Annotated in this window: 16 protein-coding genes; 11 read left to right on the top strand and 5 right to left on the bottom strand. The window is 60.9% G+C overall.

The window, feature by feature from the left end:
• Positions 1-63: 63 nt before the first annotated feature.
• The 6 genes from FME68_RS06420 to dnaB all read left to right on the top strand — a co-directional run bounded on the left by FME68_RS06420 (position 64) and on the right by dnaB (position 5,273).
• Positions 64-1,419 (top strand): glycosyltransferase family 87 protein, encoded by a 1,356-nt coding sequence (locus FME68_RS06420; protein ID WP_102234471.1) that lies wholly within the window; start codon positions 64-66, stop codon positions 1,417-1,419.
• Positions 1,416-1,598 carry a hypothetical protein gene (locus FME68_RS06415; RefSeq protein ID WP_046648791.1) on the top strand — a complete coding sequence of 61 codons (183 nt, stop codon included), beginning with the start codon at positions 1,416-1,418 and terminating at the stop codon, positions 1,596-1,598. Before FME68_RS06420 ends, FME68_RS06415 begins: the two co-directional genes overlap by 4 nt.
• 147 nt (positions 1,599-1,745) lie before the next feature.
• Positions 1,746-2,036, top strand: coding sequence for a 30S ribosomal protein S6 (gene rpsF, locus FME68_RS06410; protein ID WP_175973876.1), 291 nt, complete (start codon positions 1,746-1,748; stop codon positions 2,034-2,036).
• A gap of 51 nt (positions 2,037-2,087) precedes the next feature.
• Positions 2,088-2,681, top strand: a complete 594-nt coding sequence (locus FME68_RS06405) for a single-stranded DNA-binding protein (RefSeq protein WP_046648793.1) — start codon at positions 2,088-2,090, stop codon at positions 2,679-2,681.
• 46 nt (positions 2,682-2,727) lie between these two features.
• The gene (rplI, locus tag FME68_RS06400) at positions 2,728-3,180 is read left to right on the top strand and encodes a 50S ribosomal protein L9 (protein WP_010187895.1); all 453 of its coding nucleotides are present in this window, start codon (positions 2,728-2,730) and stop codon (positions 3,178-3,180) included.
• Between the two features lie 668 nt (positions 3,181-3,848).
• A complete protein-coding gene (dnaB, locus tag FME68_RS06395) occupies positions 3,849-5,273 on the top strand; it encodes a replicative DNA helicase (RefSeq protein WP_046648794.1) in 1,425 nt (474 codons plus the stop codon).
• Between the two features lies 1 nt (position 5,274).
• Here dnaB and FME68_RS06390 read toward each other — a convergent pair whose 3' ends face one another.
• From FME68_RS06390 to FME68_RS06375, 4 genes are read right to left on the bottom strand one after another with little or no spacing between them, the layout of a single operon-like run.
• Positions 5,275-5,778 carry a VanZ family protein gene (locus FME68_RS06390; protein WP_439329111.1) on the bottom strand — a complete coding sequence of 168 codons (504 nt, stop codon included), beginning with the start codon at positions 5,776-5,778 and terminating at the stop codon, positions 5,275-5,277.
• On the bottom strand, positions 5,768-7,102 hold the full coding sequence (locus FME68_RS06385; RefSeq protein WP_158396714.1) for an MFS transporter: 1,335 nt from the start codon (positions 7,100-7,102) through the stop codon (positions 5,768-5,770). The genes FME68_RS06390 and FME68_RS06385 overlap by 11 nt, the downstream gene beginning before the upstream one ends.
• Before the next feature lie 11 nt (positions 7,103-7,113).
• Positions 7,114-9,285 (bottom strand): heavy metal translocating P-type ATPase, encoded by a 2,172-nt coding sequence (locus tag FME68_RS06380; RefSeq protein ID WP_158396712.1) that lies wholly within the window; start codon positions 9,283-9,285, stop codon positions 7,114-7,116.
• Between the two features lie 5 nt (positions 9,286-9,290).
• Positions 9,291-9,491: a heavy-metal-associated domain-containing protein gene (locus FME68_RS06375; protein ID WP_046648796.1), complete on the bottom strand. Its 201-nt coding sequence runs from the start codon at positions 9,489-9,491 to the stop codon at positions 9,291-9,293.
• Positions 9,492-9,640: 149 nt separating this feature from the next.
• Between FME68_RS06375 and trxA the strand changes: the two genes are divergently transcribed.
• A complete protein-coding gene (gene trxA, locus FME68_RS06365) occupies positions 9,641-10,006 on the top strand; it encodes a thioredoxin (RefSeq protein WP_046648797.1) in 366 nt (121 codons plus the stop codon).
• Between the two features lie 157 nt (positions 10,007-10,163).
• Positions 10,164-10,988, top strand: coding sequence for a PspA/IM30 family protein (locus FME68_RS06360; protein WP_070681798.1), 825 nt, complete (start codon positions 10,164-10,166; stop codon positions 10,986-10,988).
• A gap of 115 nt (positions 10,989-11,103) precedes the next feature.
• Here FME68_RS06360 and FME68_RS06355 read toward each other — a convergent pair whose 3' ends face one another.
• A complete protein-coding gene (locus FME68_RS06355; RefSeq protein WP_395888105.1) occupies positions 11,104-12,213 on the bottom strand; it encodes an NYN domain-containing protein in 1,110 nt (369 codons plus the stop codon).
• A gap of 353 nt (positions 12,214-12,566) precedes the next feature.
• Between FME68_RS06355 and FME68_RS06350 the strand changes: the two genes are divergently transcribed.
• Genes FME68_RS06350 through FME68_RS06340 form a run of 3 tightly spaced genes read left to right on the top strand, consistent with a single transcriptional unit; the run spans position 12,567 to position 14,724 of the window.
• A complete protein-coding gene (locus FME68_RS06350; RefSeq protein ID WP_158396710.1) occupies positions 12,567-12,941 on the top strand; it encodes a GntR family transcriptional regulator in 375 nt (124 codons plus the stop codon).
• The gene (locus tag FME68_RS06345; protein ID WP_158396708.1) at positions 12,938-13,738 is read left to right on the top strand and encodes an ATP-binding cassette domain-containing protein; all 801 of its coding nucleotides are present in this window, start codon (positions 12,938-12,940) and stop codon (positions 13,736-13,738) included. Before FME68_RS06350 ends, FME68_RS06345 begins: the two co-directional genes overlap by 4 nt.
• Entirely contained in the window at positions 13,738-14,724 is a 987-nt protein-coding gene (locus FME68_RS06340; RefSeq protein ID WP_158396918.1) for a hypothetical protein, read from the top strand. Before FME68_RS06345 ends, FME68_RS06340 begins: the two co-directional genes overlap by 1 nt.
• Positions 14,725-15,304: the final 580 nt, after the last annotated feature.

Here is a 15,304-nt window from a genome sequence, read left to right as displayed (position 1 = left end):
GAGATTGATCCCCCGGTGAGCCATCACACTTCTTCGCAGCTTGTCCCACTCTCATCCGAATCGATGACCCGTGGCGCCATCGATGCCCTCGGCGGGCCGACGGGGCGCTTCGCCCGCTCGTCCCACTCTGGTTGGTGGACGCCGCTGCGCGTCATCATCACACTGGCGTGGACGTTCCTGGCGTTTGGATTCTTGAGTAAGGCAACCTGCGCGGGCAGCCGCCGAGGCGAGGACGGCCTCATCAGCCTGAACTGGGATGGCAACCGCCAGTACACGTCCTTTTGTTATAACGACATCGTGCCGCTCTATGGCGGGCGCGGCTTAGACCAGCCTGGCTTCCCCTATGCCTATTCCTGGGTGGAGGGGGACCTCACGCGCTACATGGAGTACCCGGTACTGGCGGGCCTGTTCCAGGGGGTCGTCGGCTGGCTGGCGCGCACCACGTATCCGGCCGTCGAGTGGATTGGTATGGCCGAGGTCAGTTGGTACTTTGGGCTGACCACGCTCATCTTGTCCCTCGTGTGGGTCGGCACCGTGGTCATGGTATTCCAGCTCACGGGCAATCGGGCATGGGATACCATTCTCATGGCGGCCAGCCCGCTCGTGGTCATCCACGCCTTCACCAATTGGGACATCCCGTCGGTAGCGTTCATGGTGGGTGCCCTTCTCGCCGTGAAAAAGCGCAAGAACTGGCTCGCCGGCATTCTCATCGGGCTCGGCACGGCATTCAAGCTGTGGCCCCTGTTTATCTTGGGCGCGTTTCTGGTGTTGGCCATCCGCCACAAGCGGTGGGCGCCTTTCACTAGGATGGTCGCGGCAACCGCCGCGACGTGGCTGGTGGTGAACCTTCCCGTGGCGCTGGCCTACCCCGAGGCCTGGCGCGAATTCTTCCGGCTCAATCAAGAACGCGGTGCCGAGTGGACCACGATCTATGCGCTCTTGAGCCGCGTGACGGGCGTGAGTTTTGAGCCCGAATTCCTCAACACTTTCTCACTCGTGGCGTTTCTGGTGAGCTGCGGGGCGATTGCCATCATGGGCCTTAAGGCGCCGCGCGCGCCGCGAGTAGCCGAAATGATCTACCTCATCATCATGGCCTTCCTCATTTTCAACAAGGTGTGGTCCCCGCAGTACTCCCTGTGGCTGGTCGTCCCGGCACTCCTGGCCCTTCCCAGGTGGCGGCTCATCTTTAGCTGGGCGCTTGCCGACGCCCTTCTCTGGCCCATCCTCACCTGGCACATGCTCGGCTCGGAAAATAAGGGCCTGCCGCACGAGATGCTCGATATCGCGGTGCTGACGCGCGATGGCTTCATCATTGCCATCGGTGTGCTCATCATCCGCCAGATGTGGGGCAAGTCTGAGGACAAGGTCCGCGCCGCTCATGGCGGCAGGGACCCGTTGGCGGGGGATTTTGCACGATGACTATCACCATCGTGGGCATCGTCTCCATCACGCTGGGCTTCCTTTGTGTGTTGAGCGCCTACTACCTGTTTCAGCGCTCTCAAGACCGCACCTGGCCGGTTGTGCTGGGCTTGCTGGCTTTGCTGTTTCTCACGGTGATCCCGGCGGGATCGGCGATCTTCGTCGCGGCGACCCACTAGCGGCAGCCGAGGAGATGGGGGATTTCCTTTTCCGCCGGTCAGTGCGGTACTGTGTGAGGGTTGCTTGACGCAACAGACCCTCCTGCCATATCCGCAAAGGTGATATGGCCGATACCAATTACTAGACCATAGGAGGTGATGAGGTCCGTGCGTCACTACGAAGTCATGATCATTCTGGATCCTAACCAGGATGAGCGCACCGTAACCCCGTCCCTAGACAAGTTCCTCGAAACGATCCGCAAGGATGGCGGCAAAGTCGAAAAGGTTGATGTGTGGGGCAAGCGCCGTCTTGCATACCCGATCAACAAGAAGGAAGAGGGCATCTACGCAGTCGTGGAGCTGGAGTGTGAATCCCACTCGGTTCTCGAGCTTGATCGCCGTCTGAACCTGAACGACTCCATTATGCGTACCAAGGTTCTGCGCACCGACAGCAAATAGCGGATACTGGGTTTCGAGCAATCCACGTAACCGATATTAAGGAGTAAAGACATGGCTCAGGGAGATACCAACATTACGGTTGTCGGCAACATTGTGGCCGACCCGGAACTGCGCTTCACCCCAGCGGGTGCCGCAGTGGCAAATTTCCGTGTTGCCTCCACCCCGCGTCGCTATAATCAGCAGACTTCCCAGTGGGAGGACGGCGAGGCCATGTTCCTCACCTGCAACGTGTGGCGCCAAGCCGCAGAAAACGTTGCGGAGACCTTGACCAAGGGCATGCGCGTTATCGTTACTGGCCGTTTGCGCCAGCGGTCTTACCAGACCCGTGAGGGCGAGAACCGCACTGTTTTTGAAATCGAGGTCGATGAGGTCGGCCCGTCCCTGCGTTATGCATCCGCACAGGTTAACCGCAAGTCCGGCAACGGCGGCGGCAACTATGGTGGCGGCCAGCAGCAGGGTGGTGCTAACTACGGCGGCGGCAACCAGGGCGGTTTCTCCGGAAACCAGGGCGGTTTCTCTGGAAACCAGTCCCAGTCCTCTGCCCCGCAGCAGTCTCAGCAGCAGTCGGCTCCGAGTAACGATCCGTGGAATTCTGCACCCCAAGCGGGAAGCTTTGGTGGTGCGGATGCAGAACCCCCGTTCTAAGACTGTCACGCAAGTATTCATTTAACTCAATTGAAAGGCAGGGATCATGAAGCTGATCCTCACCGCTGCCGTTGAGAACCTCGGCGCCCCCGGCGAAATTGTAGAGGTTAAGGACGGCTACGGACGTAACTACCTGCTTCCGCGCGGCCTGGCAATCGTTGCTACCCGCGGTGCTGAGAAGCAGATCGAGGGCATCAAGCGCGCCCAGGAAGCTCGCGCAATCCGCGACCTGGACCACGCACGCGAGATCCGTACCCAGCTGGAGGAGCTCAAGGACGTTAACGTCCCCGTGAAGACCTCCGAGTCCGGCAAGCTCTTCGGCTCCGTGTCCGCTGAGGACATCGTGAACGCCGTTGCCGCCGCTGGCGGCCCGAAGCTGGACAAGCGCATCGTTGTGCTGCCCAAGGGCCTGGTCAAGAAGACCGGCAACTACCAAGTCGAGCTGAAGCTGCACGCTGACGTTATCGGCAAGGTGAACTTCTCGGTCGTCGCTGCCTAAGAATTAAGGCGCACGACGGTCACCCTCCGTTCGCCCGCGTGTGAGGCGCGGTGCCGGTACGCAGGACGTGACCTTAAGACAACAGCAAGGCTTTAAGGCCGTGCTCCTTTCACTATGTGAGGTGGTGAGAGGAAGCACGGCCTTGCGCCGTTTTACGAGGGGCCGCGTTCTTGGAGATCTAGCACCGCGGGAGGCAGGGAAACGTCGCCAAGCGCGGCCTGTGGATAACTCGCCCAGCCTGTGGATAAACCTGCGTTCAGTTAACGGTGAATTCACTCATGCCGCCATGTGTTAACCCGCTGGTAGCGGCGATATCGGGGTAATGCCCCTACTTTTCCACGGGATGTGTGCGTATTTTCACACCACAGAAAATAGGCTTTGACCTGCAGAAATAATCTTCGCTGGTCACAGCGGTGCAAAGTTATCCACAGCCCTGACCTCTGGCTTTGTACGCCATGTCTTTGCTGACCTGGGAATTCCACAGCTCTCTGTGGATAACTGTGAGAGTTATGCCCAAGGGGTAGTGTCTTGCCCCTCGGCTACACTGTTGTGTACTACGCGCGGTTGCCGCTTGGCACTGCATCGAAGCCTGGCCGTCCGGCGCGGAGAAGAGTGAGAACTTCAGGAACGGCCAGGGTGGGACTAATGAACGGTGGGATTGATGAGCAATGACTAATGCCAGTTTTGACGACGACCACGTTCCACCGCCGCCGGAGCCGGTAGAGGAGGAACCTCGCCGCTCTTACCGGCAGGAAGAACCGAAGCGCTACGGCGAATTTCGCCAGCCGCCCGCGGACCGCGAGGCCGAACAGGGCGTTCTCGGCGCCATGCTCCTGAGCCCGAATACAGTCATGGAGGTCATTGAGGAGCTGGAGCCGGAGGACTTCTACTATCCTGCGCACACGCTCATCTACCAAGCCATGATCGATCTTTACGCGGCGGGCACGGATATTGACGCGGTGATTGTCGCGGCCCGTCTCGATCGCTATAACAACCTCGAGCGCGTTGGCGGTGCGCCCTACCTGCATACCCTGCTGGCCACGGTGCCCACTGCGGCTAACGCCCGCTATTACGCGGAGATTGTCGCGGAGAAGGCGGTGCTGCGCAAGCTGGTGGACGCCGGAACCAGAGTCGTCCAACTCGGCTTCCAGGGCTCCGAAGACATGGAGATCGAGTCCGTGCTGGACCGCGCCCAGCAGGAAGTATTCGCCGTGGCACAGAAAAAGACCACCGAGGATTACCGTGCGCTGAGTGATCTCATCGACCCCACGATCGATGAGCTCGCCGCCCTGCAACAAAACGGCGTGGAGTCGGGCGTGCCCACAGGGTTCATCGACCTCGACAACCTGACCAATGGCCTGCGTGCCGGCCAGATGATTATCGTCGCCGCCCGCCCTGGCGTGGGCAAGTCCACGCTGGCCATGGACTTCATGCGCTCGGCCTCCCTGCAGCACAACAAGACCTCCGTGGTCTTCTCCCTAGAGATGTCCGCCTCCGAGATCGTCATGCGTTTGCTGTCCGCGGAAGCGGAAGTGAAGCTGTCGGATATGCGCGGTGGCCGCGTGTCCACGGAGGATTGGGCCAAGATCGATGACACCCTCAACCGCATCCAGGATGCGCCACTGTTCATCGATGATTCCCCGAACCTCACCATGATGGAAATCCGCTCGAAGGCCCGCCGTCTGAAGCAGCAGCACGGCCTCGACCTCATTGTGCTGGACTATATGCAGCTGATGTCTTCGGGCAAGAAGGTGGAGTCCCGCCAGCAAGAGGTCTCAGAATTCTCGCGCCAGCTCAAGTTGCTGGCCAAGGAGCTAGAGGTTCCCCTCATCGCGATTTCGCAGCTGAACCGTGGTCCAGAATCCCGTACCGATAAGAAGCCGCAGCTGGCGGATCTGCGTGAGTCCGGCTCGCTGGAGCAGGACGCCGATATGGTTATGCTGCTCTACCGCCCGGACTCACAAGACCGCGATGATCCCCGTGCCGGTGAGGCGGATATCATCCTGGCCAAGCACCGCGGCGGCCCGATCGACACGGTGAAGGTCGCGCACCAGCTGCACTACTCCAAGTTCGTGAACATGGCGCACGGCTAAATTACAGGTCCACCACGGCGTTGGGGTCACCCAACCGTGGGCCGAGGATGATTAAGACCAGGAAGACCGCTGCCGCAGCGAGCGCCAGCCACCGCCACACCGGGAAGAAGCGCTCGCCGCACAGCCTGGCAAACCCCGCGCCGATGAGTGCGCCGAGGGTATTGAAGATGAGGTCATCAATATCAGTGCGCCCGAGCGTGAATGCATACTGCGCTGTTTCCAGTGCCAAGCTCAGCGCGAAGCCCCATGCGGCAGTGGCCTTGATTGACCGGCACATGCTGAAGACGAGCATGCCAAAAGGAATGAAGAAGGCGGTATTGCCCGCATACTCAAAAAGCGGGCCAAACCAGGTGCCGCCGGAGAACTCATCAAGCGGCACCAAGCGCAGGTCACGGACCCGCTGGTTCTCCGGCTTCCACAGGTAGCCGATCTGGTAGAAGGGCTTGAGCGTGGTGAGCGCGACCATGACCGCGACCCACGCGCCGAGGGCGACCCTATTGAGCAAGGGCCCGCCCCTTGAACTCTGGCAGGGTCAGAGCCGCGAAGGCCGCGATGCCGAAGGCTGCTGCAAAGAGCACGAAGAGCCAGCCCGTGCCCGCCACCGCGATGAGCGGCGGAACGATAAGCGGCGCCAGGATGGAGGCGAGTCGGCCGAAGCCCGCGGCCGCACCAGTACCGCGCCCGCGCAGGGCGGTGGGGTAGAGCTCCGGGCCGATGGCGTACAGCGCGCCCCACGCGCCGAGGTTGAAGAAGGAGAGCAGGCAACCGGCCAGGATGATCATGGCCTCAGTGTTGGCGAAGCCAAAGAATCCGGCGGACAGGGCGGAGCCCACGAGGAAGGTTGCCAGCGTCGAGCGGCGTCCCCAGACCTCGATGAGCCAGGCCGCTGCGGCGTAACCCGGCAGTTGGGCCAGAGTGATAATCAGCGTGAAGCTGAAGGACTTCACCAGGGAGAAACCGTCCGCGACAAGCAGCGACGGAATCCAAATGAAGGCGCCGTAGTAAGACAGGTTGACGCAGAACCAGATGGTCCACAGCGCCAGCGTGCGCCCGCGCAGGGATTTCGACCAGATGCTGGTGGCGGTGACATCTTCCTCGGAGTAGGTCGGTGCCGGGGTCGCGCGGTCGATGTCCGCCTCATCCACCTCGGCCTCAAAGGAGGCGACGATTTCTTCTGCTTCCTCGTGGCGGCCCTTCGACTCTAGGAAGCGCACCGATTCAGGCAAGTGAAGGCGCACATAGAGGGCATAGAGCGCGGGCACCATGCCGAGCGCCAGGGCCCAGCGCCAGCCGCTTTCCGACGCCCCCACGACGAACGTTCCAATTACCGCAGCGAGGATCCACCCCACGGCCCAGAAGGCCTCCAGCAAGACCACCATGCGCCCGCGGACCTTGAGGGGTGCGAACTCGGAGATCAGCGTGGAGGCCACCGGCAGCTCGGCGCCGAGGCCAAGTCCGATGAAGAAGCGCAGGATGATGAGGAGTGTGAGGCCCGTTGCGAGGGCGGAGGCGCCCGTCGCGAGGCCATAGACCAGCAGGGTTAGCGCAAAGATGTGGCGGCGGCCGAACTTATCCGCCAAGAGGCCGCCGAAGGTGGCACCCAAGGCCATGCCGATGAAGCCCACGGACGCCAGCCACGAGGACTGGGTCGGCGTGATCCCCCAGTGCACGGCCAGAGCGGCCATGATGAAGGAGATGAGACCGACGTCCATGGCATCGAGCGCCCAGCCGATGCCGGAGCCGAAGAGGAGACGTTTGTGTTTTCCAGTGACGGGAAGGCGGTCGAGCCTCTCCGTGCGTGAGATAGAGCGATGATCAAGTCGATTCATGCAGGCTAAGCTTACTCTGCGGGGGTAAAGCTTTTAAGTCGCAAAGAATTGGTCACCACAAAGACTGAGCTCAGGGCCATTGCCAACCCCGCTAATAGGGGGTTGAGCAGCCCGAACGCGGCCACGGGAAGAAGAATAATATTATAGGCGAAGGCCCAAAAAAGGTTGCCCTTGATGATTCGCAGGGTACTGCGCGCGAGCCGCACCGCCTCTGCGACGGAGCGCAGGTCGTTGTTCATCACCGTGATATCGGAAGCTTCAATGGCAACGTCGGCTCCCGCGCCCATCGCGATTCCGAGGTCCGCCTGCGCGAGCGCCGCGGCGTCATTGACGCCATCGCCCACCATGGCCACGGTCCGCCCCTGCTCCTGCAGTCGAGCGATAGTCTCTACCTTGTCTGCGGGCATGACCTCTGCTGTCACGTTGGCATCATCAATGCCAACGGCCCGCGCCACTGCATGTGCCGCGCCGGCGTTGTCCCCGGTGAGTAGATGCGGGGTAAGCCCTAGCTTGTGCATTGCGGCGATGGCGGCGGCGGAGGATTCCTTGATGCGATCCTGTAGCTCGATGGTTCCCACCAGGTCATCGTCCACGTAGACGCCCACCTGCGTCCCGGTGCCGTCATAGCCCGCAGGCGGCCGGCCCACCCGCACCCGGGAGCCCTCAATCGTTGCCTCGATTCCCTGGCCGGGAAGCTCGTGGAAGCCCGCGGCCGCGGGGAGCTCGCCCTCGTAGGCTGTGCGGATGGCTCGTGCGATGGGGTGCTCGGAACCCTGTTCCGCGGCGGCCGCGAGGCGGAGAACTTCCTGCTGCGTGCGTCCTGCCGTAGGTTCGACTGCTCCCACCGACATCTGGCCTTCGGTGATGGTGCCGGTCTTGTCCAGCACGATGGTGTCGATTCGGCGCGTCGATTCCAAAACCTCCGGACCCTTGATGAGGATTCCCAGTTCGGCGCCGCGCCCGGTGCCCACGAGGATTGCGGTGGGCGTCGCCAAGCCCATGGCGCACGGGCAGGCGATGATGAGCACAGACACGGCGGCCACGAAGGCCGGGGCGGCGCCGCCGACCCACAGGTGCGCCAAGAGCGCGAGGATGGCGATGCCGATGACGATGGGGACAAAGACGGCGGCGATACGGTCCGCGAGGCGCTGGACCGGGGCCTTCGACGTCTGGGCTGCAGTGACGAGCGCACCCATCTGGGCCAAGACGGTGTCGGACCCGACGCGGGTGGCGCGCACCTCGAGCCGACCCGAGGCGTTGATGGTCGCGCCCGTCACCGTGCTGCCGGGAGAAACCTCAACCGGCATCGACTCGCCGGTGAGAAGGGATTCGTCCACGGCGGAATGGCCGTTGAGGATCACGCCATCGGTGGCGATCTTCTCGCCGGGGCGGACAACAAAAACATCGCCTACTCGGAGCTCGCTGGCGGGAATGCGGGTTTCGGTACCGTCGCGAAGCACGGTGGCTTCCTTAGCTCCCATGGTCAGCAGCGTGGTGAGCGCCTCGGAGGAGCGCCCCTTAGCTTTGAGCTCAAACCATCGTCCAAGCAGCAGGAACGTGATAACCATGCCGACGGACTCGAGATAAATATGGTCCATCTGCGCGTCATTGGAGCGCAGCGTCATGTGCATGGTCATGCCGGGCATCCCGGCATCGCCAAAGAAAAGCGCGTAGAGCGACCAGCCAAAGGCGGCGGTGGTGCCCAGCGTGATGAGCGTGTCCATCGTGGCGGCGCCGTGCTTGAGATTGGCCCAGGTGGCCCGGTGGAAGGGCGCTCCGCCGATGACATAGACGAGCGTCGTGAGCATCAAGCAGGCCCACTGCCAGTGCTGGAATTGCAGCGCTGGGACCATGGAGAGCAGCATCACGGGCAGAGAGAGCGCCGCGGAGATCAGAGTGCGCTGCAGGATATCGGAGGCTTCGCTCTCGCGGGCGTCCTCCGCCGTGCTAGTCGACGTCTCCCCCTCACCATCCAGGGTGAACGCTCCGTAGCCTGCGCCTTCGACGACGTCGATGAGATCGGCAGGCGTCGTCGTTGCAGGGTCATAACTCACGGAGGCGGACTCCGTGGCGAAGTTGACCGTGGCTTCAACGTTGTCGAGCTTGTTGAGCTTGCGTTCGACACGGGAGGAACACGACGTGCAGGTCATCCCGGTGATGCCGAGGGTGAGACTGGTAGTCATGCTGTTTAGGCCAACTCGTAGCCGGCTTCGACGACGGCGGCGGCGACTTGGTCGTCGCTAAAGCCCTCCCCGGTCACGGTGACGGCGCCGGTGGTGTGGTCGGCCGTAACGTCGGTGACGCCACTGATCTCTGAGATCTCTTCCTTGACGGAAAGCTCGCAGTGGCCACAGGTCATGCCGTTAACGGTGTAGGTTGTGGTGCTCATGGTGGTGGATCCTTCTCCTTACCTTGGGGGTTAATGTCACTGTCGAGGATATACCCCCCTGGGGTATGTGGGCAAGGAATAATCGAGTCTTGTGTACCGTTGGGGGTTGATAGAACCGAGAAATATCCCCGAGACTGATAGGAAAAGACATGGCAACGATTGACATCACTGAGGACACGTTCCAGGAGACCGTTTCCGGCGACGGCATTACGCTCGTCGATGCTTGGGCGGAATGGTGCGGCCCGTGCAAGCGCTTCGGCCCAGTCTTTGAGAAGGCATCTGAAGAGCACCCCGATGCCACGTTCGCCAAGCTGGATACCGAGGCCAACCAGGAGCTATCCGCGAAGCTGCAGATTCAGTCCATCCCCACCTTGATGGTGTTCCGCGACGGCATCCTGGTCTTCCGCGAGGCTGGCGCTCTGCCGCCGGCGGCACTGGAGGATCTCATTGGCCAGGTTAAGGCCCTCGACATGGACGAGGTCCGCGCCCAGGTGGAGAGCCAGCAGGCGGAATAGAACTGGTTAGTCCTTGTCTGCGGTGAGGTCCCGGTGGCCCCGCCGCGCGCGCTTTCCTGTGAGTATCGCTACACTCGCAGGAAAGCGTCTTTTTATATAGGGCACCAATAAGAGCTGCATTAACTACTGCTGCAGGAACCACAAAGGAGTGAGTGCGATGGCAAATCCATTTAGCAAAGGCTGGAAGTATGTGATGGCTTCTTTCGATCAGAAGATCGACGAGAACGCTGACCCCAAGGTCCAGATCCAGCAGGCCGTGGAAGGCGCGAAGAAGCAGCATCGCGAGATTTCCGAACACGCAGCGGAGATTATTGGACGCAAGACCCAGTTGGAAATGCAGCTCAACCGCCTGGTGAAGACGCAGCAGGATTATCAGGACCAGACCCGCCGGGCGCTGGAGTTGGCGGATGCCTCTGAGGATCCGCAGAAGGCCGCCGAGTACAACCAGGCGGCAGAGGTCGTAGCGAGCCAGCTGGTCGCCGTGGAAAACGAGCTGGCTAACCTGAAAACGCAGCACGAGGCGGCTAGCCAGGCTGCCGAGCAGGCGAAGGCCCAGCAGCAGCAGTCGGAGGCCCGCCTGAAGGAGCAACTGGCGCAGGTGGACCAGTTGCTGTCCCAGGCAGATCAGGCAGCGATGCAGGAAAAGAACGCCGAGGCTTTGAACTCAATGAACGAGCTCAAGCCGGATGATTCCACGCCGACCTTGGACTCGGTGCGCGCCAAGATTGAGAAGCGCTACGCGGATGCGCTCGGCGCCCAGGAGCTCCATCAGGCGGCGGGGGGTAGCCGCATTCAGGAGATCACGGCTGCAGGCCACGACATGGCCGCTACGTCCCGCTTGGACGAGATTCGCGCCGAGATGGCCAAGAGCAAGGAGCTGGAAAACTCGCCCTTCGCCAGCGACCAAGCGCTTGAGGCCGGCGCCGATTCTGATGCTAGTGATGCCAACGCCGAATCGGACTCCGCCGAGGGCAAGCAGTAGCCACTGCGAAGCAAGCCACTACACAGAAAAGTGACCTTCTAGAGCGGGCCGCGCAGCGCGGCCGGGGTGTTTCAGAACCCCACGCTCTCCAAGGTCCCTTTTGACGATTTTCGGTTTAGCTATCTTGGCGGCGGATATTGATGAGCACGCCGCGGATGCCCGAGTGAAAGCCATCGCGCAGGTTGACGCGCTGGGTTTCTGTCAGCGTGTACTCGTGCAGCGTTTCGCAGGCGAACTGCAGCAGCGGGCGATCGATCTCCGGGGGCAGGCCGCCGCCCGAGAGCAGGTGGGCCTGGTCGCGCTGATCGGCGCTCGCGGCGTTGTCGAACCACCACGAGGCATATTGCTGCCCCACGTCAAAGGGGGACTGGAACCCGGCGGAGCTCCACACTTCTTCGGGGAGCGGAACATACTTCGACCGCAGCTTGCGGCGCGGCGCCATCATCGAAGGTTTGGGCGCAGCTGGCTTGGGCGTTGGCTTCGAGCTTTCGGGGGCTGCGTCCGCTTCCTCGCCCGCAGGCTCCTGCGAGTCGATGCCGGGCGCGGAAGGCTGCTCGCCGGAGGGGAGAGGCTCCTCTTCCTTGCGGGAGGTATCGGGCGCAGCCGATTCGGGATGAGAGGCAGTCGCGGCAACGTCCGTCGCGGCGGCAGAAGGTGTGGCCGGGCCGGGCTTGGGGGCGGAGGGGAAGGCGGCTTGCGCCTCGGTGGGCTCGTCGCACTCCTCTGCGTGCTCATCGGTGGCAACGGCTTCGCCCTCGCTGCCGTCCTCGGAGTGCTGGGGCTCGCGGATGGTCGGCGGCAGCGGCCCTTCGAGGACCTCGAGCTCCATTGCATCGGCGAAGTCTTCCCGCGGATCCAGGATGGTGGTGGAGTCGCACGCATGGCGCAACGCCGAGGACATCGAATCCCAGCCAAAGCCATAGAGGTGTACGCGCACGCCGTTGTTCACGGCTTCTTGGACGCCGGGAATCATGTCGGCATCGCCGGAGACCAAAACAAAGTCCGTGACTTGGCCCTTCATGGCGGAGACGATCATGTCGGCGACAAGGCGGGTGTCCACGGCTTTCTGTGTGCGACGCTCGCCCCACTCGATGAGCTGGCCGGTGCGTAGCTGGACGCCGTCGCAGACGCGCAGTGCGCGTTGGTAGCGGTGGGGGCCGGTATCCGGGATTCCGTCATACCAATATTGGCGGTGAACGCGGTTGCCCACCTGGGTTTCAATCATCGAACCGAGGGAGCTGACCACTTCGGGTAAATCAATCTCTAGCTGGGCACGGGCGCCGTCTCCCAGGAGTTATAGAAACTGGCGAGTAGATATGACGTGTCAACGAAGACAAGTGTTCGTTCAAGCATGGCTCCTAAATTCCGTTCTATTTTTTCTAACTAATTTTCTTAGGTCACTTCTGTGAGGTCTTCCAGCCTACGGCCGGTGTAGTCCAGTGTGCCCCATTAGTCACAAAACGTCGATAACCTTGAGGAAATTCCCAGGTCAAAGATATGGAATGGGGAAACCTTGCCCTGGTCGAGTGTTGGTTATATGGTTAGTTACATGAGTAACCAACCAGCCAAGAGGTTTGCATGGACAACTCCGCGCAGCCACTCTTTCGTCAGATAGCGGTGCTCGTCGAGGACGCCATCATCGAGGGCACTCTCGCCGAGGGTGCCCAGGCACCGTCCACGAACGAGCTCGCCGCCTTCCACAGCATCAACCCCGCGACCGCCCGCAAGGGGCTGACCCTCCTCGTGGATCTCGGAATCCTCGAAAAACGCCGAGGCATCGGCATGTTCGTCACCTCTGGTGCCGCCGAACTGATCCGGGCGCGGCGTCGCCAGGAATTCGCAGCCGAGTACGCCGCGCCGCTTATCGACGAAGCCGTGCGCCTGGGCTATACCCGCCAGCAACTCCATGACCTCATCGACCTTGTCGCAGAAAGCCGAGGACTCTATTCATGATTTCCACCCCGCACTTCACGTTTGATGACGGCCTGACTCACGGGCTTGTCGGCCCCAACGGAATTGGCAAGACCACCCTGCTGCGCAAGATTGCTGGCCAGCTCGGCGGCTCCAGCATCAAGGTCGACGGCGACAAGCCCTACGACAATGAAAAAGTCCTCAACAAGGTTGTCCTCATGGGCATAGATAACCCGTTGCCCGAAGGCTGGAATTTGAAGAAAATCTTCACGGTGGCAAGCCTGCGCTGGCCCACGTGGAGCACAGCGCGCGCTGAGGAGCTGGTCGAGCGCTTCGAGCTTCCGATGAAGAATTACTCGGGCCTCTCCCGCGGGCAGAAGTCCGCAGCGAGCTTCATTGTTGCGGTGGCTTCGGGGGTGCCCTACATGCTTCTCGACGAACCCTATCTCGGCCTCGACGCCGCCAAGCGGGAGGTTTTCTACGACGTCCTGCGCGAGGAGCACGGCCGTACCATTATTGTCTCCACCCATCACCTCAACGAACTGTCTGGTTTGCTCGATACCGTAGCCCTGATGGGGGAGAACCCTCTGTCCGGCCCCATCGATGAGTTCATTGAGGGCGTCGTCCAGCTCACTGGTTCTGCCGAAACCCTCGATCGCGCGCTGGGGCGCTTGCAGCTCCCGGTGCTTGAGCGCGAAACCTCAGCCGTGGCCGACCGCGCGCTTGTCGACGCCCGCCCCAACCACACCGCCAACGTCTTTGCCATGGCCCAGGAAATGGGGCTTCGCGCCACCGAGGTATCCCTCGAACAGGCAGTTCTGGCATTGGGGGAGGCGTGATGAAGCTTTATAGGCATATGGCGCTGAGCTGGATCAGCTTCTTCTACGCCTTGTGGATTGTCATCCTTCCGGTGCTGGGAATGGACCGTGGGCAAGGCTGGGCCATCGGGTATTCACTCCTTATGGCGCTCCAGCTCTACCTGGTCCAGCCTGACTTCTCGCGCTACCTCACCTTTGGTCTCAGTACGCGCGTCTGGAACGGGCACCGGCGAATTAATGCCTCCCTGGCGCTTTTGCTCCTTCTCGTCAGCGCACCCTGGGCCTTCCCGTGGTGGGTCCTCATTGCGCCGGCGCTCATGTGGGTGGTGTGCATGACGAAACGCTTTGAGCCATCACGACTGACCACTAGCTCCCTCATCGTAGGCAGCGATGGTGATTCTTCGACGGGCTGGTTCTCAGCGTCCCCGGTCTCCCAGATTGTGTTGCGCCCTCAGGTGCGCGCCTGGATGTGGGCTGCGATTGGTGCAGCCATCGCAACGGCGATAACCATCGTGGTGATCAAGCTGTGGGATACCGGCGTGGGCATCGTAGGTGTCATTGTTACGTTGATTGTCCTGCCGCTAGTTGCTGATTCAATACGCAGCTCACTCAAAGATGCAGTGGCCTTTGGGCTGCCGCGCGGTGTCTGGGCCAAGGCCACTTTGCTGTGCACGGCAATCCCCGTGGTCCTATCGGTCTTGGCCGATCTTGTATCCATGATGTGGACGGGCAATCCAGCCGGGTTCACCATCGTGTGTCTTGCTACAACCTCGCTACTTCTAGGTTTTGCCATTACCGACAAACTGACGTGGCTCTACACCACTGCGCTAGCGGGAGTAATCGCCGCACTGTTCATAGCGTGGCTTATCAATCCCAGCGTTGCGATGGGGTGGGCGCTCACAGGGATGGCAACTATCTACGTCGTGTGGGTTGCCGTATATCCCCGGATGGCGAAGAAGGCCAACGTGTTTAGCCCGGGCCTCATGGGCTGGTTTGGGGCACACTGAGCGCCATCCAATGTCTGCGTTAAAAAGGTTGTTTTAGTGCACTTCAAGAAGGGGTAAAAACCTTCATTGAAGTGCATATTTGTGTTTTATCAAGGCCGTGTGTAACTTTATATGAGTCAGCGCGACCGACAGCGCCCCACAGGAACTGAAGTTCTTGGAGAGTGGCGGTAGGAAAACAGGCCCTGACAAGAAATATTTTCTTTACTCGCAGTACTGCGTTTCGCTCAAGGCGGTCCGTATGACTGTGTGGTGACGATGTCTGAGAACTCAATAGTGTGCCAATGTACTTTTTGTGTTGGTTGATTTTTATCATTTTGGCTGCGATACGCCGTATGTGTGTTGCGGTTGGTGTATGCCGGATGGCGCTTTTCCTTTAAGCGGCGTCATTGTAAATAATATTAAGTTGTTTGGGCATATTGATTTAAATCTTCTAACTAGGCCAGCCTCCTTTTGTGCCCCGTCGGGTTGGGGGTTGGTTGGATTTTTTCTTTATGTAATTTTTGGATAGCCAGTCCGTGCTGTGCACGGTTTGGTTTGTCTGTTTGTTAGGTTTGGGCTTTTCACGGCCTTTTTTGTGGAG

The organism is Corynebacterium hiratae (genome assembly GCF_009708045.1).
In the GTDB taxonomy this organism is placed as follows: Bacteria; Actinomycetota; Actinomycetes; order Mycobacteriales; family Mycobacteriaceae; genus Corynebacterium; species Corynebacterium hiratae.
The sequence above is the reverse complement of the archived record's forward strand: the minus strand, read 5'-3'. Positions and strand labels throughout refer to the sequence as shown.